Annotated in this window: 9 protein-coding genes and 1 pseudogene; 6 read left to right on the top strand and 4 right to left on the bottom strand. The window is 51.0% G+C overall.

Annotated features, from left to right (window positions below):
• The first annotated feature begins 27 nt into the window (after positions 1–27).
• The gene (locus F0220_RS26340; protein ID WP_105601982.1) at positions 28–19020 is read left to right on the top strand and encodes a non-ribosomal peptide synthetase; all 18993 of its coding nucleotides are present in this window, start codon (positions 28–30) and stop codon (positions 19018–19020) included.
• Positions 19021–19220: 200 nt separating this feature from the next.
• On the opposite strand, the pseudogene F0220_RS26335 reads toward F0220_RS26340, so the two are convergent.
• Positions 19221–19547 (bottom strand): annotated as a pseudogene (locus F0220_RS26335) (nitroreductase family protein); the annotation flags it as partial.
• Between F0220_RS26335 and F0220_RS26330 the strand changes: the two are divergent.
• A complete protein-coding gene (locus tag F0220_RS26330) occupies positions 19525–19821 on the top strand; it encodes a helix-turn-helix domain-containing protein (protein WP_223199784.1) in 297 nt (98 codons plus the stop codon). The pseudogene F0220_RS26335 and the gene F0220_RS26330 sit on opposite strands and share 23 nt — an antisense overlap.
• Before the next feature lie 43 nt (positions 19822–19864).
• Here the strand turns inward: F0220_RS26330 and F0220_RS26325 are convergent, their stop codons facing one another.
• Together F0220_RS26325 and F0220_RS26320 are read right to left on the bottom strand one after the other, a co-directional pair.
• Entirely contained in the window at positions 19865–20539 is a 675-nt protein-coding gene (locus F0220_RS26325; protein ID WP_105601980.1) for a VOC family protein, read from the bottom strand.
• Positions 20540–20560: 21 nt separating this feature from the next.
• On the bottom strand, positions 20561–21442 hold the full coding sequence (locus F0220_RS26320) for a LysR family transcriptional regulator (RefSeq protein WP_149846820.1): 882 nt from the start codon (positions 21440–21442) through the stop codon (positions 20561–20563).
• A gap of 168 nt (positions 21443–21610) precedes the next feature.
• Here F0220_RS26320 and F0220_RS26315 point away from each other — a divergent pair, with 168 nt between their 5' ends.
• A complete protein-coding gene (locus F0220_RS26315; RefSeq protein ID WP_105601977.1) occupies positions 21611–22786 on the top strand; it encodes an MFS transporter in 1176 nt (391 codons plus the stop codon).
• Between the two features lie 44 nt (positions 22787–22830).
• Here F0220_RS26315 and F0220_RS26310 read toward each other — a convergent pair whose 3' ends face one another.
• Entirely contained in the window at positions 22831–23799 is a 969-nt protein-coding gene (locus F0220_RS26310; RefSeq protein ID WP_105601976.1) for a helix-turn-helix transcriptional regulator, read from the bottom strand.
• A gap of 87 nt (positions 23800–23886) precedes the next feature.
• Here F0220_RS26310 and F0220_RS26305 point away from each other — a divergent pair, with 87 nt between their 5' ends.
• The 3 genes from F0220_RS26305 to F0220_RS26295 all read left to right on the top strand — a co-directional run bounded on the left by F0220_RS26305 (position 23887) and on the right by F0220_RS26295 (position 26448).
• Positions 23887–24330, top strand: coding sequence for a VOC family protein (locus F0220_RS26305; protein WP_105601974.1), 444 nt, complete (start codon positions 23887–23889; stop codon positions 24328–24330).
• 227 nt (positions 24331–24557) lie between these two features.
• Complete coding sequence (locus tag F0220_RS26300) at positions 24558–25082, top strand: VOC family protein (RefSeq protein ID WP_181155602.1); 525 nt, start codon at positions 24558–24560, stop codon at positions 25080–25082.
• Positions 25083–25542: 460 nt separating this feature from the next.
• Complete coding sequence (locus tag F0220_RS26295) at positions 25543–26448, top strand: methyl-accepting chemotaxis protein (protein WP_181155606.1); 906 nt, start codon at positions 25543–25545, stop codon at positions 26446–26448.
• Positions 26449–26558 lie beyond the last annotated feature (110 nt).

Genomic DNA, 26558 nt, shown 5'->3' with positions numbered 1-26558 from the left:
CAATCTCTAATACGGGAGTGTGTCGATGTGAGAGAGAATACGAACAAGCAATATGGATTAACGCAAGCCCAGCGCCGGATATGGTTCATGGAAATTATGAATCCGGGCACATCCATCACGATGCTTTCCGCGACCTACCAGATTACGGGCGAGATCGACACCAAGCTGCTGGAGCAAGCGGCAGCAGAGATTGTCAAAACCTATGACGCTTTCCGAATCCGCATTAGCGGGGATTTGCAAAATCCAACGCAGTGGTTCGAAGAGCTGGAGAATGTCCAAACCAGAATAGGCCACCTCGAAATAGGCACGACCGAACAATTCTATGCTTGGGTGAAAGAAGTAACCGAAAAACCGGCCAGTGTGTTCGACGAACACCTCTATCAATTTACGATGATCCATTTTGCGAACGGCCAAGTATGGCTTAATTTGACTATAAATCATATCATCGCCGATGGCTTGTCCGTCACTGCTTTGCTGCATGCGGTGATGGAAAAATACCTCGAACTGCGCAAAGGCATCTTCAGCAGTTACCAGGCCCCTTCCTATCAGGATTATATTTCAACTGAGCGTGAGTATGAGCAATCGCAGCGTTATCAAAAAGGCAAGGAATATTGGCTGACCAAGTACAACACTTTGCCTGAAACGAGCGGCATTAAATCGGTTCCGCCATTCTCGATTGGCAGCGAATCGAATAAACGTTCAATCACTTTGGATGATTCCCGCTACGACCGCATTCTGGCTTTTAGCGAACAATATCAGGTCAGTTTATATACGTTATTTTTGTCCGCCATGTACGTCTTATTGTACAAGCTGACCGACAGCACCGATGTGCCGGTCGGAACGGTTTTTGCCAATCGCACCAGCAAGAAGGAAAAAGAAACGATCGGTATGTTCGTCAGCACCGTGGCTACGCGGATTAGTCTGAATCCAGATGGGTCCGTGCTTTCCTTGATCCAAACGGTTTCCAAGGAAAATACGGCGGATCTGCGGCATCAGAAATATCCTTATAACCAATTGATCCAGGATTTACGCGAACAACACGGCCGCAACGATCTTTCGGAGCTGTTCCGCACGTCTCTGGAATATCTGCCTTTAAAAATCGTGGAGTACGAAGAAATCAAGGTACGTCTGGAGGCTCACTTTGCTAGGCACGAGATGGATGATTTACTGCTGCGCTTTGACCATATGCTGAATGAAGGTCATGTCATTCTCCATGCTTCCTATCGTACCGGCCTGTTCGAGACGACCGAGATTGATCGCATTATGGAACAGTATGTAACCGTTTTGGACCAGTTTCTTGAGACTCCCGAACTGCGGGTACGCGAGATTTCTCTACTGGGCGATGAGGAGAGACGCCGAATTCTGGATGTGTTTAACCCGCCGGTGGCAGCACTGAGCGAGGGAATAGCGTTTCACCGGTATATCGAAAAGGTTGCACGAGACATTCCGGATCACCCGGCAGTTGTTTACATGGACAAAAAGCTGACCTACGGCGAATTGAACAATCGCGCCGAGCGGCTGGCTTCGCTCCTTCGTGAACAGGGCGTGGGAAGGGAGACAATTACGGGGATCTGGGCGGAGCGCTCGGTGGAACTGCTGGTCGGTGTGCTCGCCGTATGGAAAGCCGGCGGAGCTTATGTACCGCTGGACCCCGATTATCCGGCGGAGCGGATTGAGTACATGCTCAGCGATAGCGAAGCATCGGTGCTGCTTACGCAGCGTCATCTGATGGAGGGGGCCGGAGGTTGGTTGGCCGATGGCCGGCTGAAGCTTCAAGCTGTCTATGCGATGGACGATGAACAGATGTATAACGGGGATACCTCAGCCGTGGAATTTGAATCTGCGGACAGTGCCCCGCAAGACTTGGCTTATGTGATTTACACCTCGGGTACGACGGGACGCCCAAAAGGCGTCATGATCGAGCATGGTAGTCTCATGAATACGGCGGATGCGTACCGCCGTGAGTACCGATTGGATCAGTTCCCGGTGCGCCTGCTGCAACTGGCCAGCTTCTCGTTTGACGTGTTCGTTGGAGACATCGCGCGGACGCTATATAACGGAGGAACGATGGTAATTGTGCCAAAGGATGACCGGATTGATCCGAACCGCTTATACGGCTGGATTCGGCAGCAAAACATTACGGTATTTGAATCGACACCTGCGCTCATCCTACCGTTCATGCAGCATATTTATGAAGAAGGGCTGGACGTCAGCTCCATGCAGTTGCTGATTACCAGCTCGGATGCTTGCAGTGTCACCGATTACCGATTGCTGCAGGAAAGATTCGGCGGACAATTCCGCATCATCAACAGCTATGGCGTTACCGAAGCGGCGATTGACAGCAGCTTTTACGATGAGCCGCTGGACAAGCTCCCATCGTCGGGTCATGTGCCGATCGGCAAAGCTTGGTTGAACGCCCGGTTTTACATTGTCGATGCTGCGTTAAAGCCGGTTCCTGTAGGGGTCCCGGGTGAACTTGTCATCGGCGGCGCCGGGGTAGCGCGCGGGTATTGGAACCGTCCGGATCTGACCGCCGATAAGTTTGCAGACAGCCCGTTTGTGTCTGGCGAACGTCTGTATCGGACAGGAGACCTGGCCCGCTGGCTGGAAGACGGCAACGTTGACTTCATTGGCCGGATCGACTATCAGGTGAAAATTCGCGGGTTCCGGATCGAACTCGGCGAAATTGAATCGGCCCTGTTGCGTCTTCCGGACGTCAAGCAGGCTGTAGTGACCGACCGTACGGATGAGCAGGGGCAAAAGTATCTGTGCGGCTACGTGGCAGGGGATGCTTCCCTGCAGCTGAGTGATCTGCTGTCCCAATTGAAGCAAGAGCTACCGGCACATATGGTTCCGGCCCGGCTGGTGTCTCTTGATCAGCTTCCGCTCACACCGAACGGCAAGATTGACCGTAAAGCGCTGCCTGAACCGTCCGGAGAGGTAGAAGCGGGCCGTGAGTATATGGCTCCTCGCACAACACTGGAAACAAGACTTGCTCTTATTTGGCAGCAGGTGCTGGGTATTGCGCGAGTTGGAGTCCATGACGATTTCTTTGACCTGGGTGGTCATTCCTTGCGGGCCTCCGCGCTTGTTTCCAAGATTCGAAAAGAGCTGCAAGTCGAGGTTCCGCTGCGGGACGTTTTCCGCTACACCACGATCGAACAGCTCGCCCAAAGAATCAGCGGTTTAAAGCAGCAGGAGACGTATGAGATTACAAAGGCGGCAGAGGCCGAGTATTATCCGGTTTCATCCGAGCAAAAGCGTCTGTACGTCCTGCGCCAGCTTGACGCGGCCGAGCGTAGCTACAATATGTCGGCGGCGCTTCTTCTCGAAGGCAAGCTGGACCGCACGCGCGTAGAGTACGCGTTCCGTGAGCTGATTCAGCGCCATGAGACACTGCGTACCGGGATCGAGCAGGTTCAAGGCGAGCTTGTGCAGCACATCTATGACGAGGTGGAGTTTGCCGTAGATTATTTCCAGGTGAGCGAGGGAGAAGTGGACCAAGTGGTCGAAGCATACTATCACCCGTTTGATCTGACCAAGCCGCCACTTCTTCGCATTGGTCTGATCGAAGTCGCCAAGGATCGCCACATTCTGCTGTTCGATATGCACCATATCGTTTCGGATGGTATCTCGACAGCATTGCTTTTCGACGAGTTCAGCCGCCTGTATCGGGGTGAGGAGCTGGCTCCGTTGCATATTCAATACAAAGATTATGCCGTTTGGCAGCATTCCGAACCCTACGGGCAGTTGGTCCAGCCGCAGAAGGAGTACTGGCTGGAACAGCTGTCGGGCGAGCTACCTGTATTAGAACTGCCAACAGACTTCCCGCGGCCTGCGGTGCAAAGTTTTGATGGCCGGACCGTAAAGTTTGATATTGGGAAAGAGCGGACGGAGAAGCTGAAAGAACTGGCCGCACGGACGGGTACGACCCTGTACATGGTGCTGTTGTCTGCTTACTCGATCCTTATGCATAAATATTCGGGTCAGGAAGATCTGATCGTGGGAACGCCGATTGCCGGAAGAACGCAAGAAGAAGTGCAGCCGATCGTAGGGATGTTTATCAACACGCTGGCTATTCGCAGCCATCCGGAGCGTTCCAAGCCGTACCTTAAGTATCTGGAAGAAATAAAGGAAATCACACTTGGGGCTTTTGAACACCAAAATTATTTGTTCGAAGATGTGTTGGAAAGCCTTCACATTCCGCGCGCGACTGGCCGGAATCCGCTCTTTGATACGTTCTTTTCCCTGCAAAATACGGAGAATGAGCAAATTGTCATCGAGGGGCTGGAGCAATCGTTTTATCCGTTGCAAAACCGAACGTCCAAGTTCGAGTTGCTCCTGGACATTTCGGAGCTGGATGGTCAGCTCGAATGCCGGTTGGAGTACGCTACGGCTTTGTATAAGCGGGAGACCGCGGAGCGGTTCGCCAGACATTATGACAAGCTACTCGAAACTATCGCAACAGCGCCGGAAGGGGATATTGCTTCGCTGGAAATGTTAACGGAGCAGGAAATCCGTGAACTGGTGCGCGGTTTTAATGATTCGGAGGCAGACTACCCGCGTCAGCAGACGATTCATGGCTTGTTCGAAGAGCAGGCGAAGCTTTACCCGGATAACGTGGCCGCCGTCATGAATGAGTGGCAGTTGACTTACCGCGAACTGAACGAGCGATCCAACCGCCTTGCACGTAAGCTGCGGGAGACAGGAGTCGAAGGGGATCAGTTGGTAGCGATTCTGGCCGAACGTTCGCTTGATATGGTCGTCGGCATTCTGGCGATTCTCAAAGCGGGTGGAGCCTACGTGCCTGTCGATCCCGACTACCCGGAGGAGCGCATCCGCTTCATGATCGAAGATTCGGGCGCACCGTTATTGCTGATTCAAAAGCATCTGCATGAGAAGACCAACTTCGCAGGAACGCGCCTTGAATTGGACGATTTCGTTTGGGGCAACAAAGGGGCGGACTCCGCTGGTGAGCTGGACGCTTCGAATCTGGAGCCGATTTCCGGGCCGGGTAACTTGGCTTATGTCATCTACACATCGGGAACGACTGGCAAACCCAAAGGCACGTTGATTGAGCATAAAAACGTCGTGCGCCTTTTGTTCAACGACAAGAACCTGTTTGACTTTGGGACGTCCGACACATGGACGTTATTCCACTCGTTCTGCTTCGATTTCTCTGTCTGGGAGATGTACGGAGCACTTCTGAATGGAGGAAGGCTGGTTATCGTACCGCCGCTCACGGCGAAAAATCCGGCCGAATTCCTGGCACTGTTGAGCCGCGAACGGGTCACGATTTTGAACCAGACGCCAACATATTTCTATCAACTGCTGCGTGAGGTTTTAGCGGACCATCCGTACGATCTGCGGATTCGCAACGTCATCTTCGGCGGCGAAGCGCTCAGCCCGCTGTTGCTCAAGGGTTTTAAGATGAAGTACCCGGAGACAAAGCTGATCAATATGTACGGTATTACCGAAACGACGGTTCACGTGACGTATAAGGAAATCACATGGGTCGAAATGGAGGCGGCGAAGAGTAATATCGGCAAGCCGATCCCGACGCTGAGCGTGTACGTCCTGGATGAAAACCGTCGTTCTGTTCCGATCGGCGTAGCAGGCGAAATGTACGTAGCCGGAGAGGGCCTGGCGAGAGGATACTTGAATCGCCCGGATTTGACGGCGGAAAAGTTCGTTGATTCCCCGTTTGCGGAGGGGGAAAAACTGTATCGCTCAGGCGACTTGGCGGCCTGGCTGCCGGACGGCAACATTGAATACCTCGGCCGGATTGACCATCAGGTCAAAATCCGCGGGTACCGGATCGAGCTGGACGAAATTGAGACGCAACTTCTGAACGTGGAGGGTGTGGAAGAAGCGGTGGTGCTCGCCCGTCAGGACAGCGGGGGCGAGAAGGCACTTGTTGCTTACTTTGTGGCGGACCGGACGCTGACGGTCAGCGAAATGAGAACCTCGCTGGCTCAGGGAATGCCGGGATACATGATCCCGTCGTATTTCGTGCAGCTGGAACGCATGCCGCTGACGTCCAACGGGAAAGTGGACCGCAAAGCACTGCCGGAGCCGCAAGGCGGCCTGCAAACGGGTGTCGAATACGTAGCCCCTCGTAACCTTACGGAGTCCCAGCTTGTGAAAATCTGGGAGGAAGTGCTGGGTTACTCCGGCATTGGAATCCTGGACAATTTCTTCGAGCTCGGAGGACATTCCTTGCGGGCAACAAACCTTGTCAGCAAGATTCGGAAGGAAATGAACGTTGAACTTCCGCTACGCGATGTGTTCCGCTATATGACGGTAGAATCGATGGCTGGGGCTATTGCCATCTTGGAAGAATCAGAGCACAGCACGATTCCAGTAGCGGAAGAGAAAGCATACTATCCGGTTTCCTCTGCACAAAAAAGGCTGTACGTCCTGCATCAGCTGGATAGCTTGGAGCTGAATTATAACCTCCCCAGCGCTCTACAATTGGAGGGGGATTTGAACGAGGCCAAAGTAGAAGATGTGCTGACTACTTTGATGGCCCGGCACGATATGCTGCGCACCGGTTTTGAAATCGTAAATGGGGAGCCGGTTCAGCGTATTCATCCGTTCGTCGCTTGCAAGGTCGAGAAGATTCGAGCAAGCGAAGATCAGGTTGCAGCCATTCTTGAAGGCTTCATCCAGCCTTTTGACTTGACCCAGCCGCCTTTGCTACGCGCCCTGCTGATCGAATTGGAGAAAGAAAAATTCCTGCTTGCGCTGGATATGCATCACATTGCTTCCGATGGTCTTTCCATGGATGTACTGCTGCGTGAATTCGTGCGGCTATACAATGGGGAAGAGCTGCCGGAGCTGCGGATTCAATACAAGGATTACGCCGTTTGGCAGCAATCCGAGGAACAGCGTCAACGCATCAAACGACAGGAGGAATACTGGCGCGGGGTATTCAGCTCCGAGCTTCCGGTTCTTGAGCTGCCTCTTGACTACTCCCGTCCAGCCGTTCAGCAGTTTGACGGTCAAACGCTCACGTTTACGCTAGATGCGGAGAAAGGCGAAGCTCTCAAACAGCTTGCCAGCGATTCGGGGGCAACGTTGTACATGCTTCTGCTGGCTGCGTACTCCGTATTGCTTCATAAATACGCGGGACAGGAAGATATCGTAGTCGGCACTCCGATTGCCGCTCGTTCTCACGCCGACTTGCAGCCGATTATCGGCATGTTTGTCAATACGCTGGCCCTTCGCTTGGGTCCGACGGCAGAGCGGACGTTCATGGATTACTTGCAGGAAGTGAAGGAAACGACACTTGGAGCCTACGAGCACCAGGATTATCCGTTTGAGGAACTGGTAGAAGCTCTTCAGGTGAGCCGGGATTTAAGCCGGAATCCGCTGTTTGACACCATGTTTTCTTTGCAAAAGCACGAAAGCCTGGATTTAATTCTTGAAGGCTTGCAATGGTCACTGTTTGACATCGAGGAAAAGACGACAAAGTTTGATCTTAGCTTGGATATCGTGGAAGAGGGTAACGAGTTGGTTTGCAAGATCGAGTACGCTACCTCGTTGTTTAGACAGGACACGATGGTACGGCTGGCGGGTCATTACGAGCAGCTTTTGGCGTCGATCCTGGCTCGGCCAGGTGCGCGGATTTCGGATTTGGATATATTGACGGACAGCGAAAAGGATAATTTATTGGTCGGGTTTGACGTGTCGTCTTCGGCTCTTGTGAAGCAACCCGCCGCAGAGGGTACAGGTCTGGAAGCGGATGAGTCATGGAGAGAGAGAACGTTCCACGAGCTGTTCGAGGAGCAGGCGAAACGCACTCCGGGAGCGCTAGCGGTTGTATACGAAGACAGCAAGCTGACATATGCGGAGCTGAATGCCAAAGCGAATCGTCTGGCGTATGTACTGCGGGCACGTGGGGTGAAACCGGAACGGGTGATCGGCATTCTGGCCGGCCGTTCAGCCGAGCTGTTGATCGGGGTGCTCGCCGTATGGAAAGCTGGCGGTGCTTATGTACCGCTTGACCCCGACTATCCAGCGGAGCGGATAGAATATATGCTTGCGGATAGCGGGGTGTCGGTGCTACTTACCCAGACCTGCCTGTTGGAGCAGGCGGAAACTTGGCGCTGCCACGGAGCTTTAACGCTGCAAACGGTGCTTGCACTTGATGACGCCGCGGCGTACAGCCTCGGAGCGGCGGAAACGGCTGTAGGCGTACAAGCTTTGGGCGAAGCGGGCGCGGAGGCGGAGGCTTTGGCGCAAGAGGCGACGGCTGCAGCCGAAACGTCCGTCACGGCAGAAGCTGCGCGGAACGTACAAGCGGCGGATCTCGTATCAAATCCGGCAAATGTGAACAAGCCGGGCGATCTGGCTTATGTCATCTACACCTCCGGTACGACGGGTCGTCCGAAGGGCGTGGCAGTGGAACACCGCAGCTTGGTGAACACGGCGGCGGGCTACCGGCGGGACTACCGTCTGGATCAGTTCCCGATCCGGCTGCTGCAACTTGCCAGTTTCTCGTTTGACGTGTTCGTTGGTGACATTGCACGGACGCTGTACAACGGTGGAACTATGGTCATTGTGCCGAAGGAAGACCGGATTGATCCAACCCGCCTCTATGGCTGGATTCGCGACTACGCCGTGACAGTGTTCGAATCAACTCCTGCGCTGGTTGTGCCGTTCATGGAGCATGTGTATACCGAGGGTCTGGACCTCAGCTCGATGCAGCTGCTGATCACAAGCTCGGATGCCTGCAGTGTAGCGGATTATCGCACCTTGCAGGAGCGCTTTGGCTCGCAGTTCCGTATTATTAACAGCTACGGCGTAACAGAAGCGGCGATTGACTCCAGCTTCTATGACGAGCCGCTGGAGAAGTTGCCGAAAACCGGCAGCGTGCCGATCGGGAAAGCGTGGCTTAACGCCAGATTCTACATCGTGGATGCAAATCTGAAGCCAGTGCCGATCGGGGTGCTCGGCGAGCTGGTTATCGGCGGAGCGGGTGTGGCCCGCGGTTACTTGAACCGCCCGGATTTAACGGCGGAGAAATTCGTTGATAGCCCGTTCACCGCTGAGGAGCGGTTGTACCGGACGGGTGATCTGGCACGCTGGATGCCTGACGGCAACGTAGAATTCATCGGCCGAATCGACAATCAGGTGAAAATTCGTGGTTATCGGATCGAGCTTGGTGAGATTGAAGCGGCCATGAAAAATGTTGCCGAGGTGCGGCAAGCGCTAGTCATCGACCGGACGGACGAGCAAGGGCAGAAATATGTGTGCGGATATGTCGTAGTGGATTCCAGCTTCGATCTGGAAGGGCTTGTGGCCCATCTGGACGCCGTACTGCCTTCTCATATGGTGCCTTCGCGCATCATGCTTCTCGATCAATTGCCGCTTACACCGAACGGCAAGATTGACCGTAAAGCATTGCCTGTGCCGGAAGGAAGCATTCGTGCCGAGGCTGCATACACGGCGCCGCGCACCCCTGCCGAGCAAGCACTCGCGTTGGTCTGGCAGTCAGTGTTAGGCGTGGATCAGGTGGGCACCATGGATAATTTCTTTGCGCTTGGTGGGGATTCAATTAAAGCTTTACAGGTATCTTCTCGTCTTTTGCAAACGGGGTATAAGCTGGTCATGAAAGATTTATTCCATTACCCGACGATTTCCGCCCTTAGTTTGCGGTTGCTAACAGCGGAGAGAACGGCAAGCCAGGCCGAAGTGACGGGAGAGGTTATCCTGACCCCGATTCAGCGCTGGTTCTTTGAACAAAATCCGGCCGATGTGCATCATAGCAATCAGGCATTCATGCAGTTCTCCAAGCAAGGCTTTGATGAAAAAGCTTTACGCCAAGCGGTGCGTCAGCTTATCGTGCATCACGATGCTCTTCGTACGGTTTATCGTCAAACCGAGAATGGTTATACCGCATGGAACCGCGGCGCCGGGGAGAGCGAAGTGCTGTTCGATCTGGAGGTTGTCAATTTCGAGGGAGCCCGCGACGTGAAAAAAGCGGTAGAGGCTAAGGCAAATGATATTCAAGCGAGCATCGATCTGGAAAACGGTCCGCTGGTGAAACTTGGCTTGTTCCGCTGCAACGATGGCGACCATCTGCTCATCGCAATCCATCACTTGATCGTAGACGGCGTATCCTGGCGGATTCTGCTTGAGGATTTTGCTGCCGCCTATGAGCAGGCGCTGCAAGGGCAGCCGATCCGTCTGCCGCTCAAAACGGATTCATTCCAGACGTGGGCGAAACAGCTCGCTGATTATGCGAACGGGCCGGCGATGGAAAGCGAGAGAGCGTATTGGCAGTTTATCGAGCAATTGGCCTATGAGCCGCTTCCAAAAGATTTTGATCAAGGCAGATCCAAACTGAAGGACAGCGGGCTCGTAACCGTTCGATGGACGGCGGACGAAACTGAACAGCTGCTGAAGCGGGCTCATCGTGCTTACCATACGGAAATGAACGATTTGCTGCTTGCTGCGCTGGGCCTCTCAGTACAAGCTTGGAGCGGCCAGGAACGCGTGCTGGTGAATCTCGAAGGCCACGGCCGGGAAGAAGTTTTGCCAGATGTGGACATTACGCGCACGGTAGGTTGGTTTACAAGCCAATTCCCTGTTGTTCTGGAGCCAGGTCACGCTCAGGCACTCGGTCATCAGGTGAAACAGGTGAAAGAAAACTTGCGCCGCATTCCGAACAAAGGAATCGGCTACGGCATCCAGCGTTATTTGTCGGCGCCGCGTGACGGAGAACGCTTCGTTTTGGAGCCGGAGATCAGTTTTAACTATTTGGGTCAGTTCGACCAGGATTACGAAAGCAGTAGCTCCCAGCCTTCTCCGTTCAGCCCGGGCTCCGATTCAAGCCCAAATGCTGTGATGGATTATGTCCTAGATATCAATGGTATGGTGTCGGAAGGCGTGTTGGAACTCACGATCCGTTATGGGGAAACCCAGTATCAACGGGAAACGGTTGAGCGTTTGGGCGCCCTGCTTCAATCGAGTTTGCGTGAAGTCATCAGCCATTGCGTATCGAAAGAGCGGCCGGAGCTTACCCCTAGTGATGTACTGCTTCAAGATGTGACGGTGGAGGAACTGGAGCAGCTGTCCGAACATACGGCGGCACTCGGCGAACTGGAGAATGTATACACCCTGACTCCGCTGCAAAAAGGGATGTTGTTCCACAGCTTGCTGGATGCGGATTCGGAAGCTTACTTCGAACAGGTGACCTTCGATCTGTACGGAAGTCTGAATGTGGAAGCCTTCACCCGAGGGTTGGATACGCTGGTGCAGCGGAATGAGGCGCTGCGGACCAACTTTATTACCGGCTGGAGAGACGAGCCGATTCAAGTGGTATTTCGCGAGCGGAAGTGTGAAGTGTATTTTGAAGATATTCGCACGGCAAGAGATGAACACCCTGAGAAGACGATAGCCGATTTTGTCAGCGCGGATAAAGCGAACAAGTTCGATTTGGCCCAAGACTCTCTTATGCGTGTGACCGTTTTGCGCACAGGCGACGAGTCCTACCATGTGATTTGGAGTCATCATCACATTTTGATGGATGGCTGGTGCATGTCCTTCATGATCAAGGAAGTGTTCGACACTTACTTTGCGTTTCAGGAGAAGCGAGCGCCAGAGCTCCCTCCGGTTACCTCGTACTCCCGATATATCGAATGGCTGGAAGCTCAAGATGTAGCGAAAGCTTCGGGTTACTGGTCTGAGTATTTGGCGGGTTACGATCAGCAGACCAAGCTGCCGCAGGAGAGAACGCAGCTGAAACAGCATGCTTTTGAAATGGCTGAGATCGATGTGGAACTCAGCAAAGGACTGACTGGGCAGATTGAGCGTGTGGCACGCCAGCAGCAGGTGACACTCAACACATTTATGCAGACTGTATGGGGACTGGTCTTACAGATATACAACAACAGCGAGGATGTTGTATTCGGTTCCGTTGTATCCGGCCGTCCGGCGGAAATTCCGGGCATTGAAAGCATGATTGGCCTGTTTATTAATACGATCCCGGTCCGTATTCAAGGTAAAGCCGAGGAGACGGTAGCCGATATTTTGAGAAAAACCCAGAATCAAGCGCTGGCATCGGGAGCTTACGAAACATTCCCGCTGTTCGAAATTCAGTCGCTGAGCGAGCAAAAGCGTGACTTGATCAACCATATTATGGTCTTTGAAAATTATCCGATGGAAGAACAGATTGAGCAGGTTGTCGGCGGCGGACAAGAAGCGCTGAAAATTGCTAATATCCAATCGCCGGAACAAACGAACTACGACCTGGACATTACCGTCATTCCGGAAGAGCATATTTTGCTGCGGTTTACGTACAATGCACTGACATTCAGAGAGCATGACATCAGGCAGATCCACGGTCATTTTGCCCGTGCATTGGAGCAGGTTGCGGCTAATCCGAATGTTCGTGTACATGAGTTAGAGCTTTTGACGGCGGCGGAAAAAGAAGAAATTGTAGGCGTGTTTAATCCGGTGCAGCCGGAAGTGGCTCCTGTAGCCGCCTTCCATCGCCTGTTCGAGGAACAGGCGGAACACACGCCGGAAGCGGAAGCCGTCGTATACGAGAACGATCGGCTGACGTATGCGGAGCTGAACGAGCGGGCGAACCGCCTGTCGGCAACACTGCGTGCAAGCGGCATCGGTCGGGAGACGATCGTTGGTATTCTCGCCGAGCGTTCGGTCGATTTGCTGGTGGCCGTGATGGCCGTCTGGAAAGCGGGCGGGGCCTATGTACCGCTTGACCCGGATTATCCGGCGGACCGCGTGCGGTTCATGCTGGAAGACAGCGGAGCGAAGGTGCTACTGACACAAACGCCGCTGCGAGAGCGTGCTGAAGCCTGGCTCAGCGAAGAGGAACTTGCACTGGTGACGGTGCTGTATCTCGACGACGAAACGTCATACAGCGAAGATCGGGTAAATGCCCCGATGGGCTCCAGCATGGTTTCAGGTCTGGTCTCCGGCGAGCTGACGGGTGCTGTGAACGACCGTAATGAGAGTCACCCAAATGATGTTGATGTTGTCGGTTCGGGTAGCTTCCATGAAGCCCGTCCGGAGGATCTGGCGTACGTCATCTACACGTCGGGAACGACGGGCAAGCCAAAAGGCGTGATGATCGAGCACCGCAGCCTGGTGAACACGGCAGCGGGCTACCGACGGGAATACCGGTTGGATCAGTTCCCGGTAAGGCTGTTGCAGCTCGCCAGCTTTTCGTTTGACGTGTTCGTGGGCGACATTGCGCGGACGTTATACAACGGCGGTACCATGGTCATTGTACCGAAGGACGACCGGGTCGATCCGTCTCGTCTGCACTACTGGATAGAGCGGGAGCAAGTGACGATCTTTGAATCAACACCGGCACTGATCGTGCCGTTCATGGAGCATGTGCATGAGCAGGGGCTAGAGTTAAGCGGTATGGAGCTGTTGATTACAAGCTCAGACAGTTGCAGTGTGGCGGAATACCGAACCTTACAGGAACGGTTTGGTTCGTCGTTCCGCATTATCAACGCCTACGGCGTGACAGAAGCGGCGATCGACTCCAGTTTCTATGACGAGGAGTTGGCGAAGCTGCCGCAAACAGGCCATGTGCCAATTGGCAAAGCGTGGTTAAATGCGAAGTTTTACATCGTGGATGCACATCTGAATCCTGTTCCAGTCGGCGTGCTGGGCGAATTGGTTATCGGCGGAGTGGGTGTGGCACGCGGGTACTTGAACCGTCCAGAGCTGACGGAAGAGAAGTTTGTAGATAGTCCGTTTATCGTAGGTGAGCGGTTGTATCGCACGGGAGACTTGGCACGGTGGATGGAGGACGGAAACGTGGGCTTCATCGGCCGGATCGATAACCAGGCGAAAATCCGGGGTTACCGGATCGAGACGGGCGAAGTCGAAGCAAAGCTGCTGAGTGTAGATGGCGTGAAGGAAACGGTCGTTGTTGTCAGGGAAGATCAAGAGGGGCAGAAAGCGTTGTGCGCTTATTATACATTGGAAAAAGGCTTGACGGCGGCAGATTTGAAACGGGCGATCTCCAGCGAGCTACCGGGATACATGATTCCGTCGTATTTCGTCGAACTGGAGCAATTGCCTCTAACGCCGAATGGGAAAATTGACCGGAAGGCGCTGCCAGCGCCGGAAGGGGGAGCAGGCGGAGGCCGCGAATACGTGGCGCCGCGCACCGAACTGGAGGCAAAACTGGCCGCCATTTGGCAGGAAGTGCTTGTTCGGGAGAAGGCGGTAGGCGTAATGGACAACTTCTTCGACCTCGGAGGACACTCCCTGCGGGCGACAACACTTGTCAGTAAAATGCATAAGGAGCTCGGCGCCCAATTCCCGCTTCGCGACGTATTCCGCTACTCGACAGTTGAGGAAATGGCTGTGGCTATGGAGCAGTTGGAGATCGGCTCGTTTACGGCTATTCCGGCTGCGGAACCTAGCGAGTACTATCCGCTCTCTTCTGCTCAGAAACGTCTCTACATCTTGAACCAGCTGGAAGGAGGCGAGCTGAGCTACAACATACCGGGAGCTATGTTACTCGAAGGGCAGCTCGATCGGCAGCGGTTTGAAGAAGCATTCCGCGGGCTTGTAGCTCGTCATGAAACGCTGCGTACCGGCTTTGAGATGGTTGAGGGCGAAGGGGTTCAGCGGATTTACGAAGAAGTCACCTTCCAGGTGGAATATGTGCAGATCAACGGGGAGCAGGCGGAAGAAACGGTGAGCCAATTCGTTCGTGCGTTTGATCTGGCAAAGCCGCCACTTCTGCGGGTGGGCATTGCCGAACTCGCGCCGGACCGACACATTCTGATGTTTGATACACATCATATCGTATCGGACGGCGTTTCAATGGACGTACTGATCGAAGAGTTTGTGCATTTGTACAGCGGGGAGCCGCTCAAGCCACTCCGCATTCAGTACAAAGATTATGCAGTATGGCAGCAATCGGATAACCAGAAAGCTCAGCTAGCCAAGCAGGAAGCCTACTGGCACGACATGTTCCGCGGAGAACTGCCAGTTCTCGAAATGCCGACGGACTATCCGCGCCCGGCTATGCAGAGCTATGAGGGCCGCACGCTGCAATTGTTTATGAATATTGAGAAAAGCGAAGGTCTGAAACGGCTTGCAGCTGAGAACGGCGCAACGCTTTACATGGTTCTGCTTGCAGCGTATAACGTGCTTCTGCATAAATATTCAGGTCAGGAAGACGTGGTGGTAGGTACGCCGATTGCGGGCAGAAATCACAGCGACGTTCAACCGCTGATCGGGATGTTCGTTAATACATTGGCCATTCGCAGTTACCCGGCTGCCGGTAAGACGTTCCTTGACTACTTGAAGGAAATCAAGGAGACAACGCTGGGTGCTTTTGAACATCAGAATTATCCGTTTGAGGAACTGGTGGATAAGGTAAACGTAGCTCGTGATTTAAGCCGAAATCCGCTGTTTGATACGATGTTTGCTTTGCAGAATACAGAAAATGTCGAAATACAGCTTCCGGGACTGCATCTGTCGACGTATGCCAGCGAAGAAATTGTTTCCAAATTTGATCTCAGCTTGGACGTCACGGAGATTGAGGATGGCTTGGAATATCTTTTTGAATACGCCACGGCTCTATATAAAACGGAAACGGTGGAGAAGTTGGCTGCACACTACTTGCAGTTGCTTGAATCCATTCTCTCCAACCCGTCAGCGACGATTGCCGAGTTGAATATTTTAACGGCGGCGGAAAAAGAAGAAATTGTCGGCGCGTTTAACCCGGGGCAGCCGGAAGTGGCTCCTGCGACCGCGTTCCACCGGCTGTTCGAGGAACAGGCGGAACATACGCCGGAAGCGGAAGCCGTCGTATACGAGAACGATCGATTGACGTATGCGGAGCTGAACGTACGGGCTAACCGCTTGGCGGCTACGCTGCGCGGAAGCGGCATTGGCCGGGAGGAGATTGTTGGCATTCTCGCCGAGCGTTCGGTCGATTTGTTGGTGGCCGTGATGGCCGTCTGGAAAGCGGGAGGGGCGTATGTACCGCTTGATCCGGATTATCCGGCGGACCGCGTGCGGTTTATGCTCGAAGACAGCGCAGCGAAGGTACTGCTGACGCAAACGCAGCTGCGAGAGCGTGCCGAAGCCTGGCTCGGTGAAGAGGAACTGGCACTGGCGAAGGTGCTGTATCTCGACGACGAAACGTCATACAGCGAGGAACGAAGCAATGTGCCAATGGACTTTGGCCAAGGCTCCAACAGTGCTCCCGATCGAGTTAACGGCAAGCTAACGGGGGCTGTGAACGGTGGTGGCGAGATTCATCCAAATGATGTTGTCGGTATGGACAGCTTCCATGAAGCCCGCCCGGAGGATTTGGCGTATGTCATCTACACGTCCGGAACGACGGGCAAGCCCAAGGGTGTGATGATTGAGCACCGCAGCCTGGTAAACACGGCAGCGGGTTACCGACGAGAATATCGGTTGGATCAGTTCCAGGTGCGCCTGCTGCAGCTCGCCAGCTTCTCGTTTGACGTGTTCGTGGGCGATATCGCGCGGACATTGTACAACGGAGGCAGCATGGTCATTGTACCGAAAGACGACCGGATCGATCCGTCTCGTCTGCACTACTGGATAGAGCGGGAGCAAGTGACGATCTTTGAATCAACGCCGGCGCTGATCGTACCGTTTATGGAATACGTGCATGAGCAAGGGCTGGAGTTGAGCAGGATGGAGCTGTTGATCACAAGCTCGGACAGCTGCAGTGTGGCAGATTACCGGACCTTGCAGGAACGGTTTGGCTCATCGTTCCGCATTATTAACGCCTACGGTGTGACGGAAGCGGCAATTGACTCCAGTTTCTATGACGAGGAGTTGGCGAAACTGCCGCAGACTGGCCATGTGCCAATTGGCAAAGCGTGGTTGAATGCGAAGTTCTATATCGTGGATGCACATCTGAATCCTGCTCCAGTCGGCGTGCTGGGCGAATTGGTTATCGGCGGAGTCGGTGTGGCGCGCGGGTACTTGAACCGTCCGGCGCTGACGGAAGAGAAGTTTGTAGACAGCCCTTTCACCGCGGGTGAGCGGTTGTATCGCACGGGAGATTTGGCACGGTGGATGGAGGACGGCAACGTGGATTTCATCGGCCGGATCGACAATCAAGCGAAAATCCGGGGCTACCGGATCGAGACGGGTGAGATTGAGTCACAGCTGCTGCGGGTGGTAGGTATACGCGAAGCGGTGGTGCTGGTTCGAAGTGATGCGAACGGGCAAAAGGCGCTGTGCGCGTACTACACAACGGAAAGCGAACTGACGGCGGCCGACCTGAAACGAGCGATCTCCAGCGAGCTGCCGGGTTACATGATCCCATCGTACTTCGTGGAGCTGGAGCATTTACCTCTGACACCAAACGGGAAAATCGACCGGAAAGCGCTGCCGGCGCCGGAAGAGGGAGCAAGTGCAGGGCGCGAATACGTGGGGCCGCGCACGGATCTGGAGACGAAACTGGTATCCATCTGGCAGGACGTGCTTGGGTCAGTTACGATTGGTGTGACAGACAACTTCTTCGACCTCGGGGGTCACTCGCTGCGGGCGACAACGCTGGTCAGTAAGGTGCACAAGGAGCTGCACGTGGACCTGCCACTGCGCGATGTATTCCGGTACTCGACTATTGAAGCGATGGCAGAAGTGATTAGCCGATTGGAGCAGCAGGAATTCTTCTCCATTCCGGTTCTGGATAAAAGGGAGTATTATCCGCTTTCCTCTGTGCAAAAACGGCTGTACATCCAGCAGCAGATGGAAGGTGCCGAGCTTAGCTACAACATGTCCGGCATGACGGTTCTCGTCGGGCGCTTGGAGCGGAATCAATTCGAGGCGGCGCTCCAAGGATTAATCGCTCGTCACGAAGTTTTGCGAACTGGCTTCGAGATGGTCGACGGCGAACCGGTACAACGGGTTTATTCGGATTTGGATTTTTCCGTCGAGTATACAAAAGCGCCGGAAAGTGAAACAAAAAGCATTGCAGATGCCTTTGTACGTGTCTTTGATTTGGAGCGGCCACCGCTGCTGCGTGTGGGCTTAGTTGAATGGGAAGCGGAACGTCATCTGCTTATGCTGGACATTCATCATATCGTCACGGATGGCATGTCGATGGGTATCTTCATCGAAGAGCTGCTGCGCCTGTATAACGGTGAGACGTTGGAACCGCTTCGGATTCAATACAAGGAATTCGCCGCTTGGCAGCAGTCCGAACCTGTAAAAAAACGGCTGAAAAGTCAGGAAGCTTACTGGCTGGACATGCTAGAAGGTGAACTGCCAACGCTTGAGCTGCCTACGGACTTTGTCAGACCCGTCGTTCGCAGCTTTGAGGGAGATGTGCTGCCTTTCAGTATCGACAAGCAGATGACCGACAGCTTGCAGCGTATTGCCGATGAGAACGGTGCTACCCTATATATGGTGTTATCGGCGGCCTATTCTATCCTGCTCAGCAAGTACTCGGGACAAGAAGACTTCATTGTAGGCACACCGGTTTCGGGCCGCACACATGCCGACCTGGAGCCACTCATCGGAATGTTTGTCAACACGTTGGCGATCCGCCATTATCCATCCGGGGAGAAGACGTTCCTCGATTACTTGAACGAAGTCAAAGAAACGATGCTGGGGGCCTACGACCACCAGGATTATCCGTTTGAAGAACTTGTGAAAAAGCTGCAGGTGCCGCGCGATCAAAGCCGCAATCCTGTATTTGATGTCATGTTTGCAGTGGAAACGAAGGAAGATAACGTTCAAAGCTTCGGGGATATCCAGATCGAATCTTATCCAGAAACGCATACGGTTTCCCAATTTGACCTTACCTTGATCATTTCGTTGCTGGATGAGGGTATGAATGGGCAGTTTGAATATGCCACCAAGTTGTTTACGCGCAATCTGATCGACAATTTCGCTCAGGACCTGCTCGTGATCATCACCCAAATTGGCGAACAGCCTTCGGTGCTGCTCAAGGATATTTCCCTGAACGGGCAATCCGAACAGGAGCAAGATGAGCTAGAGGCTATTGATATTATTTTCTAATCCTTTATCCGGCTTGGGTGAAAATGGATCATTTAAGCACGTTATATGCGACATTCGGTATATTGAGGAAGTGGTAATGAAAATTTGTGGTGGTTTCACGACTTTTTTATCACCTGACAAAAGTATTTAAGTTATGTAACAAAGGGTCCTGATGACAGTTGTCATCAGGACCCTTTGTTTATGAACGTATAATTAATGTTTTCCACTGATTTGCTGAAAATCTCCTCCATGTACTCAACATTGTTAGCATCGTAAAATACGGCAATGACAGCGGAAGACGTTAGTGCCTGTGTCTGGTTAAAAGAGCCCAGTGGTGCAAGTTTCCCTTTGCCTTCAGCACTGTCGATAACAAGAAACGCCAAGGTTGCATGTTAATGGCCGAAGGGGCACGTGAAGCTTTCGCCAGTATTTCGGTCATCTCCTCGCGACTGGATTTTCACTTCAGGGTCGTAGACTTTAACGGAATGGCGCTCCAAGACGATGGTATCAAAATCATTTATTTTGTTGAATTGGCCGGATGAACATATGCTGAGAGATCATAATAACTATCGAATATATGCGCAGAGCATTATTCAGCATCTGGAAGTGGTCAAACAATGTTTAGCTGTTGGTTTTACGATCAATGAGATCCAATCTATGATCTCTAAACATGGGTTTTCAAATAATGATCAAGCAAGCATTATCCAAGCGAAAATATCAGAAATTGAAGAAACACAAAATAAATTAGAGAATTCCAGACAAAATCTGTACGAAATTCTTAAATCGGATATCACGTGTGAGGATGGTTTTGGTAAGTATTGAGCTGGAAATCCCTCTTGAGTTTTTCATTCAGTACGTTCTTACATCATATCGATTCAATCGAGTACATATCGTCCTGTATACGCAAATTACCGGGCTGCCCAGTTTCAACTTTTACCTCCGTGGCAAATACACCAGGCATACGCCCGTCTGGGAACCAGGGCATCTGTTTATCAATGACAATAAACATGCCTTCTGCATCACCCGTAGGGGAGAATTGTTTTCCGTCTCCGGCAAAGGGTTCAAGTTGATAATGCCCATTCAATATGTTTGTCGTCTCAGAGACATCATCGACAGGCAGACCGATTTCACTAATACATAACAGATGCTTCGCTTCAAAAGCTTCATCAACTGCATTATCGAGTGAATGGTGAGCGATAAATTCCATCAAGTTGCCGCTTGGATCATAAAAATAGAAGGCTGTTGCATCCCAGTAGGGGAAATAAAATTCATCTTGTCCATCTTTGGAGAGCAATGAAATGTTACGGTCTTGAGCCCACCTTTTCGCATCAGCAAGTTTATTCGTTGGAATCGTAAATGCTACATGATAGTAGGGCTTTTCTTGTTCTGGCGCCTTCTTGAAAGAGAGGACCGAGTTCCCCGCACGGAATGAAACGCATGTTGCATTATCCTCCACAAGATCCATTTCCAGTAGTGTACCGTAAAACTCTTTTATGGCCTCGACCTGATGTGTCAACAAACCAACTTCTCTTATTTTCATTTCAGTATCCTCCTTTTAATCTCACCTTTGATTGAAATACTCGATTGTTTTCTCAATAAATGCCTTGGCCGACTGCGTTAGGTAACGGTCGGACCGATGGATGATCTCAAAGTGCCGGTATGGCGGATCGTCTGTAATTCGGATGCAACGTAGCGTAGGCTCATTCATGGCTTTGATCAGAGGAAAAGGCAGCAGTGTTCCTCCAACGTTGGCTTTGACCAGGCTAATGATGGAGGTTGCCGAACTGGTCTCCATGATGGTATTTAGGGTAAATCCATATTTACGGCAATAGCCATCGACCAATTCTCTGCCCGTAAATCCTTCGGGGAACATCACCGTTTGGATATCACGTAGCTCTTGAATTTCAATGGTGCTTCGTTCAGCCCAATCATGATTCTCGGAAACAACGAGTACATATTCTTCACTGCACAAAGGAATGCGCACAAGCCGCCTATCAGGGGCAGACGTGATCTCGATGCCAATGTCGACTTCATTTTCCAACACTTGATTTACGACATAGATCGAAGAGATAACCTTCAATTGCACCTTGGGAAATCGGGCATGAAAATCAACGAGCAGCGGAGTGATACGGTAATCCAAATCGGATGGAAGAACACCAATAACCAATCGTCCCCGCTGATCATTCCGAAATTCAGCCAACGCATCTTGGGTATTCTGTAAATGCCGGATCATCTGTACACAGTGCTCCAGAAACAGAGTGCCTGCCTGGGTCATCACAATTTTTTTGCCGACACGGTCAAACAAAGGAACACCAAGTTCATCCTCCAACCCACGTATCTGTTGACTCAACGTAGGTTGAGATATGCCAAGTTTCTCAGCTGCCCGTGTAAAATGAAGCTCCTCACACACTGTAATAAAGTTTTCCATTTGACGAATCTCCATGAATTCACCTCTAATCATTGGTTTTAGTAATCATTTTAATAGAAATAATAGTATTGTTCAATCATTCTGATGATTCTATACTTAATCGTGCACCACCCGAAGATCTTGTCGTTAACAAATGGGGTCTTTGGTGAAGGCAACGATACTACTACCATGAGGTGATCCATAATGAAATTTTTTTATATTGTATTGGCGCTTATTCTGGCTTCACTGAACTTAAGACCACCGATTACTTCCATTTCTCCTCTGATGAGTACCATACAGAATGATCTGGGTTTGAGCGGCATGACCGCCAGTCTGTTAACTACACTACCGGTATTATGTATGGGCATATTCGCTCCATTCTCTGTAAGACTAAGTAGAAGGTGGGGGAACGAAGGTGCCATTGTGCTGGCTTTAATCCTTATTGGGATAGGTACAGGATTACGATTGTTCGTAGGCGCAACTCCGTTGATGATGTTCACTTCTTTTCTGTCAGGTGTAGGGATTGCATTGGCAGGGCCGCTGTTGTCCAGCTTCATTAAGCAGTATTTCCCTAACCGAGTGGCAGCCATGGTCGGCATCTACTCTACGGCAATGGTGATGGGGGCCAGCATTAGTGTGGGATTATCGGTTCCGCTTCAGCATACGTTGGGGGGATCTTGGAGAGGTTCTTTGGCTACATGGTCATTACTCGCTGCCATTGCATTGCCGATCTGGTTAAAATTAGCTTGGTCTGCGCGTACAGAGCGACAATCCGGACAGACCTCGGCTGTCATACATGCACCACTTCCGGTGAAGAACAGGCGTGCATGGGTGCTGACACTGTTCTTCGGACTGATGGCCGCGATCTTCTATTCATTAACCGCCTGGCTTGCGCCAGCCATTCAAAGCCATGGATATAGCCAAGAGACTGCTGGCAACATCCAAACGTTATTTACATTGATATCACTGCCCTCAACGTTATTCATTCCCATGCTTGTACACCGATACCAAAGACGTGTCTTCTGGCTTGTTGGATGTGCGATGTTGGAGTTAATAGGTGTCCTGATGCTGAATCTCTCTGTCAGTCCGTGGTTCGCAGCGATCCCGCTCGGTATTGGTGCAGGTGGACTGTTCCCGATTGCACTCATGTTGCCAATTGATGAGACAAAAAATGCTCAGGAAGCGAGTAGCTGGTCCGCGATGACTCAATCTGGTGGCTACATTCTTGGAGCACTTGGGCCGCTGGCGATTGGTTGGCTCCGCGATCTAACAGGCAGCTTCGTGCAAGCATTTTATGGCTTGGCTATCATCATCGTGTTGCAGATTATCGTTCAATTGGCTATTGGCAATAAAAAAAGTTTAAAGGTTAGCCAAGAGTAGAGCTAAAAGGCATGTGAAGTAAAATGGATATAGAAATATGATCTTTATACATGATCCAACAAGTCCAGATAGTACTGCCTTAATGCTTTCTGTAAGATGACGGGCTCTATAATCTTAATCGATTTACCATAGCTCACAAGATATCTCACTATGAAATCAAGTTCGTGAGGTTCATATGAACCAACAAGATACATGTGTCCCATCTGCTCGATGATCTGCATAGATGGGAAATGTTCTTGCTGGAATAGCTCCATCCCGGCTTCATCAATCAGGCATTGAAATGGAATTGCTTGTTCCGATGGTTTCCATAAAGATTGGGCATCCTGTGAATAGAGTTCCTTTACATGAGTTAAAGGTTCAATCTCCGTTGTTTCGGCTGAAATGATACGGTCGCAGCGGAATACACGATACGCTTGTTTATGCAGATCATAGGCCTGGCAATACCAATAGCCTTTCCTGGCATAGAGCGCGATGGGTTGAATGGTGCGGATATTGGTGTTTGCAGAAGATGACCTTTGATCAGTGGATCTACGCTGATTAGCGTACGTAATCTGGATCACTATATTCTGCACAGCAGCCATCAACAGAAACTCCAAATGTGCACTGTCGCGGATCTGCTCGGTATGTTGGAAGTAAACCCGGTGCTGGATGGTCTCAATATCCTGTCGTTGCTTGTCGGATAACGCGCTCATAAATTTCTCATGAATGGTACGGAAAGAGACTTGAAAGGGTAAGTTGGAGAAGCTGCGGAGAGCCTGCATCGCAAAATAAAGAGCATGAAGCTCCCCCGTATTAAACGAAATGGGAGGCAGCTGCATCTGTTGCAGCAGTCGATATCCGCCGTAGCGTCCATATTCGACATAGATGGGCGCACCTAACTCTTCCAATGAAGCGATATCTCTTAAAGCGGTTCGTTTGGAGATCTGGAACTCCTGCATGAGATCTTGCAGGGTGAACTGTTGCTTTTGATTAATGAAGCGCAGCATCTGGTTCATACGTTCTGATTTTTTCATATCAAACCCTCTTAATGGTGCCATGGATTGGCACCTTTTGTTGTTATAGTGATAAGTGTAATCCAATAGGAACAAGGAGGCAATATAATGAATTTTGAAGTGATACCATTTTTGTCGATGAACGGTGATGCGGCAGCAGCCATTGCTTTTTATGAGGAGTTTCTGGGCGCCAAGGTGATATTCAAGAAAAGTTATAAAGAGATGAAGGAGATGAACCCGGGTTTTGAGTACCCTGTCGGTCAAGATGAGTATATTACACATTCGGTGCTGGAGATTGGGGTTAACAAAGTCATGATTGCGGAAGAAGCAATGGACACGGAGAGAGCATGGCAGCTGGGGAACAGCACGTCACTATGTATTCAATCCAAGGATAAAGATACAATCGATCAACTGTATCATTCTCTGATGCAACATGAGGGCGTGAAGGTACTGGTACCTTACGAGCAAAATGAATTCAGCCCAGGTTATGGCATTGTACGGGACCCATTTGGCATTGCGATTCAGTTATGTGTAACTGTGCATGATTTTTAAAATGAGTTCAGGCCACCAGTTAAGCACTCGGTATGTAAACCTGTAACTAACTTAAAAACATCAAAGAAAGAAGAGCCATGGATATCATGCGCTCTTCTTTTTTCGGTTCTATACAAGGTTGTTCGAGCAATCGATGGTTACAGCAGATCTCTTTTCGTGTAAATCATATAGGTATGGATGTCGCTGTGTACAAGCAAGTTCAGTGGATAAAGGAAAGAAGGGATACTATGATTACGAGAGGAATCGACCATATTGGAATAACTGTACCGGATATGGCGCAGGCGACACTATTTCTACAACAGGCGTTTGGAGCTCAACTTGCCTATGACCATATAATGCCGGATGATCCCCCACAGGAAGGACCTGAGGCAGAGCTTAAATTAGGACTGCGTTCAGGAGCAAAGGTTATTCATATTCGAATGTTATCTCTTGGGGAGAGCGCCAGTATAGAGCTATTTCAGTACACGAATACAGCACAATCGGAGCCAGTTAGGGCATCGGATTACGGATTGCAGCATATGGCGTTGTATGTGGACGATATGCAAGAAGCTGCACGACACTTCAAAGAAGCGGGCGGGGTGTTGCTAACAGAGCCTGGGGCGTTGTCCGGTCATATTGAAGGCGGGGAAGGCAATCAGTTTGTGTATGGAAGAGCACCTTGGGGGATGCTGATCGAGCTGATCTCCTACCCTGCGGGCATCCAGTATCCAAATCATAGTGAAGCGAAGCGCTGGACACCACGAAAAAAATAATAACGATGAGACTGGGTAAGAAACAGGACGATGCACGACAAATCGTTCTGTTTTTCTTGTATATAGGGGCTAAACGGCCACTAAAAAACAGAAATTATGTTACAAATACGTTACAAATACAGAAGTGTATACCTCTTTGCCCTATGTTACGATACGTACAAGTAGATACAGAGATATTTTACGGATAAGATAAGCTATAACCTCTCTTTTCTGGATGATGAACATGCACCGAAAGTATGTTGACGGATGCCTTTTATCCAGGGTATTGAAGAAGCATTGAAACAAAGATTTTCTTAAAAAAATAAATGACAACAGATGATCCAAAATGCTGCAAATCGGGTATCAATAGTAGAGCCATCTAGAACCTGATGGATACATACGTTGTTATGATCGTTTTTGCTAGTTAAAGGCTGTCTATTATGGAATGAACTGTGGGGGTTATCAAGTGTCTATATTAGATATGGAAAAGAAAGATGTTGTCACCGATGCAATGGTCATCAAGGCGATGGAGAAAAATCTTGCTATCATTCGATTCAATCTGGATCGCCGGGTAACCTACGTGAATGAAGTCTTTGCCCAAACGATGGGATATACGGTAGATGAGATGTATGGCATGAAGCATCAGCAACTATGCTTTGGTCAATTTGCAAATACCCCGGACTATGATGCTTTTTGGAATAGCATATTTAATGGTGTCAGCTTCCAGGACAAGGTTGAACGCAAGGATGCAAAGGGGAATTCCGTATGGCTTGAGGCGACATATATGCCGGTGTACGATGAGACGAATCAGAAGATACTTGGTGTCTCCAAAATCGCCACCAACATTACCAACCGTCAGAACAACATTTCGGTCGTAGTGAATGAGCTGAAAACGATGTCCCATGAACTGAATGGGCAGGCAGATGTAGGCATTGAACGGAGCCAGGAATTAATGTCAAGTATCTCCTATATCTCTGAGGTGTCGACTTCTAACCGTGCAACGTTGACTCATTTGCAGGAACAAGCCGGATCAATTCAGGGCGTGGTACGAACGATACGCGAGATTTCGTCTCAGACGCAACTGCTCGCGTTGAATGCTGCCATTGAGGCTGCACATGCAGGAGAATTTGGACGAGGATTCGATATCGTGGCCAAGGAAGTTAAGAAACTATCCGCAATGGTGGAGAGTTCGATTAATGAGATTCGTGATAGCGTTACCGGAATAACGAAGGAGATTGGTAATATCACAGGCGGTACCAAAAAGGTAGAAGAATATGTGGAGCAGAGCCAGAAGCAGATTGAGATTGCACTGAATGATTTTACAGCAATTGCTGCATCAGCTCACTTGTTGGATGCCAAAGCGGAGCATGTGACCAGAATCGTATAATATAGAGCAAATAGTGGTTCCTAATACAGGAACCGCTTTTTTTTTGCTGTTCTGTACACAAAAAAACGGGAATTATTGTGATCAAACGGGGACACAATACTTGGGAATAC

This window comes from Paenibacillus sp. 37 (genome assembly GCF_008386395.1).
GTDB lineage: Bacteria > Bacillota > Bacilli > Paenibacillales > Paenibacillaceae > Paenibacillus > Paenibacillus amylolyticus_B.
This window is presented reverse-complemented; position numbering and strand designations above follow the sequence as displayed.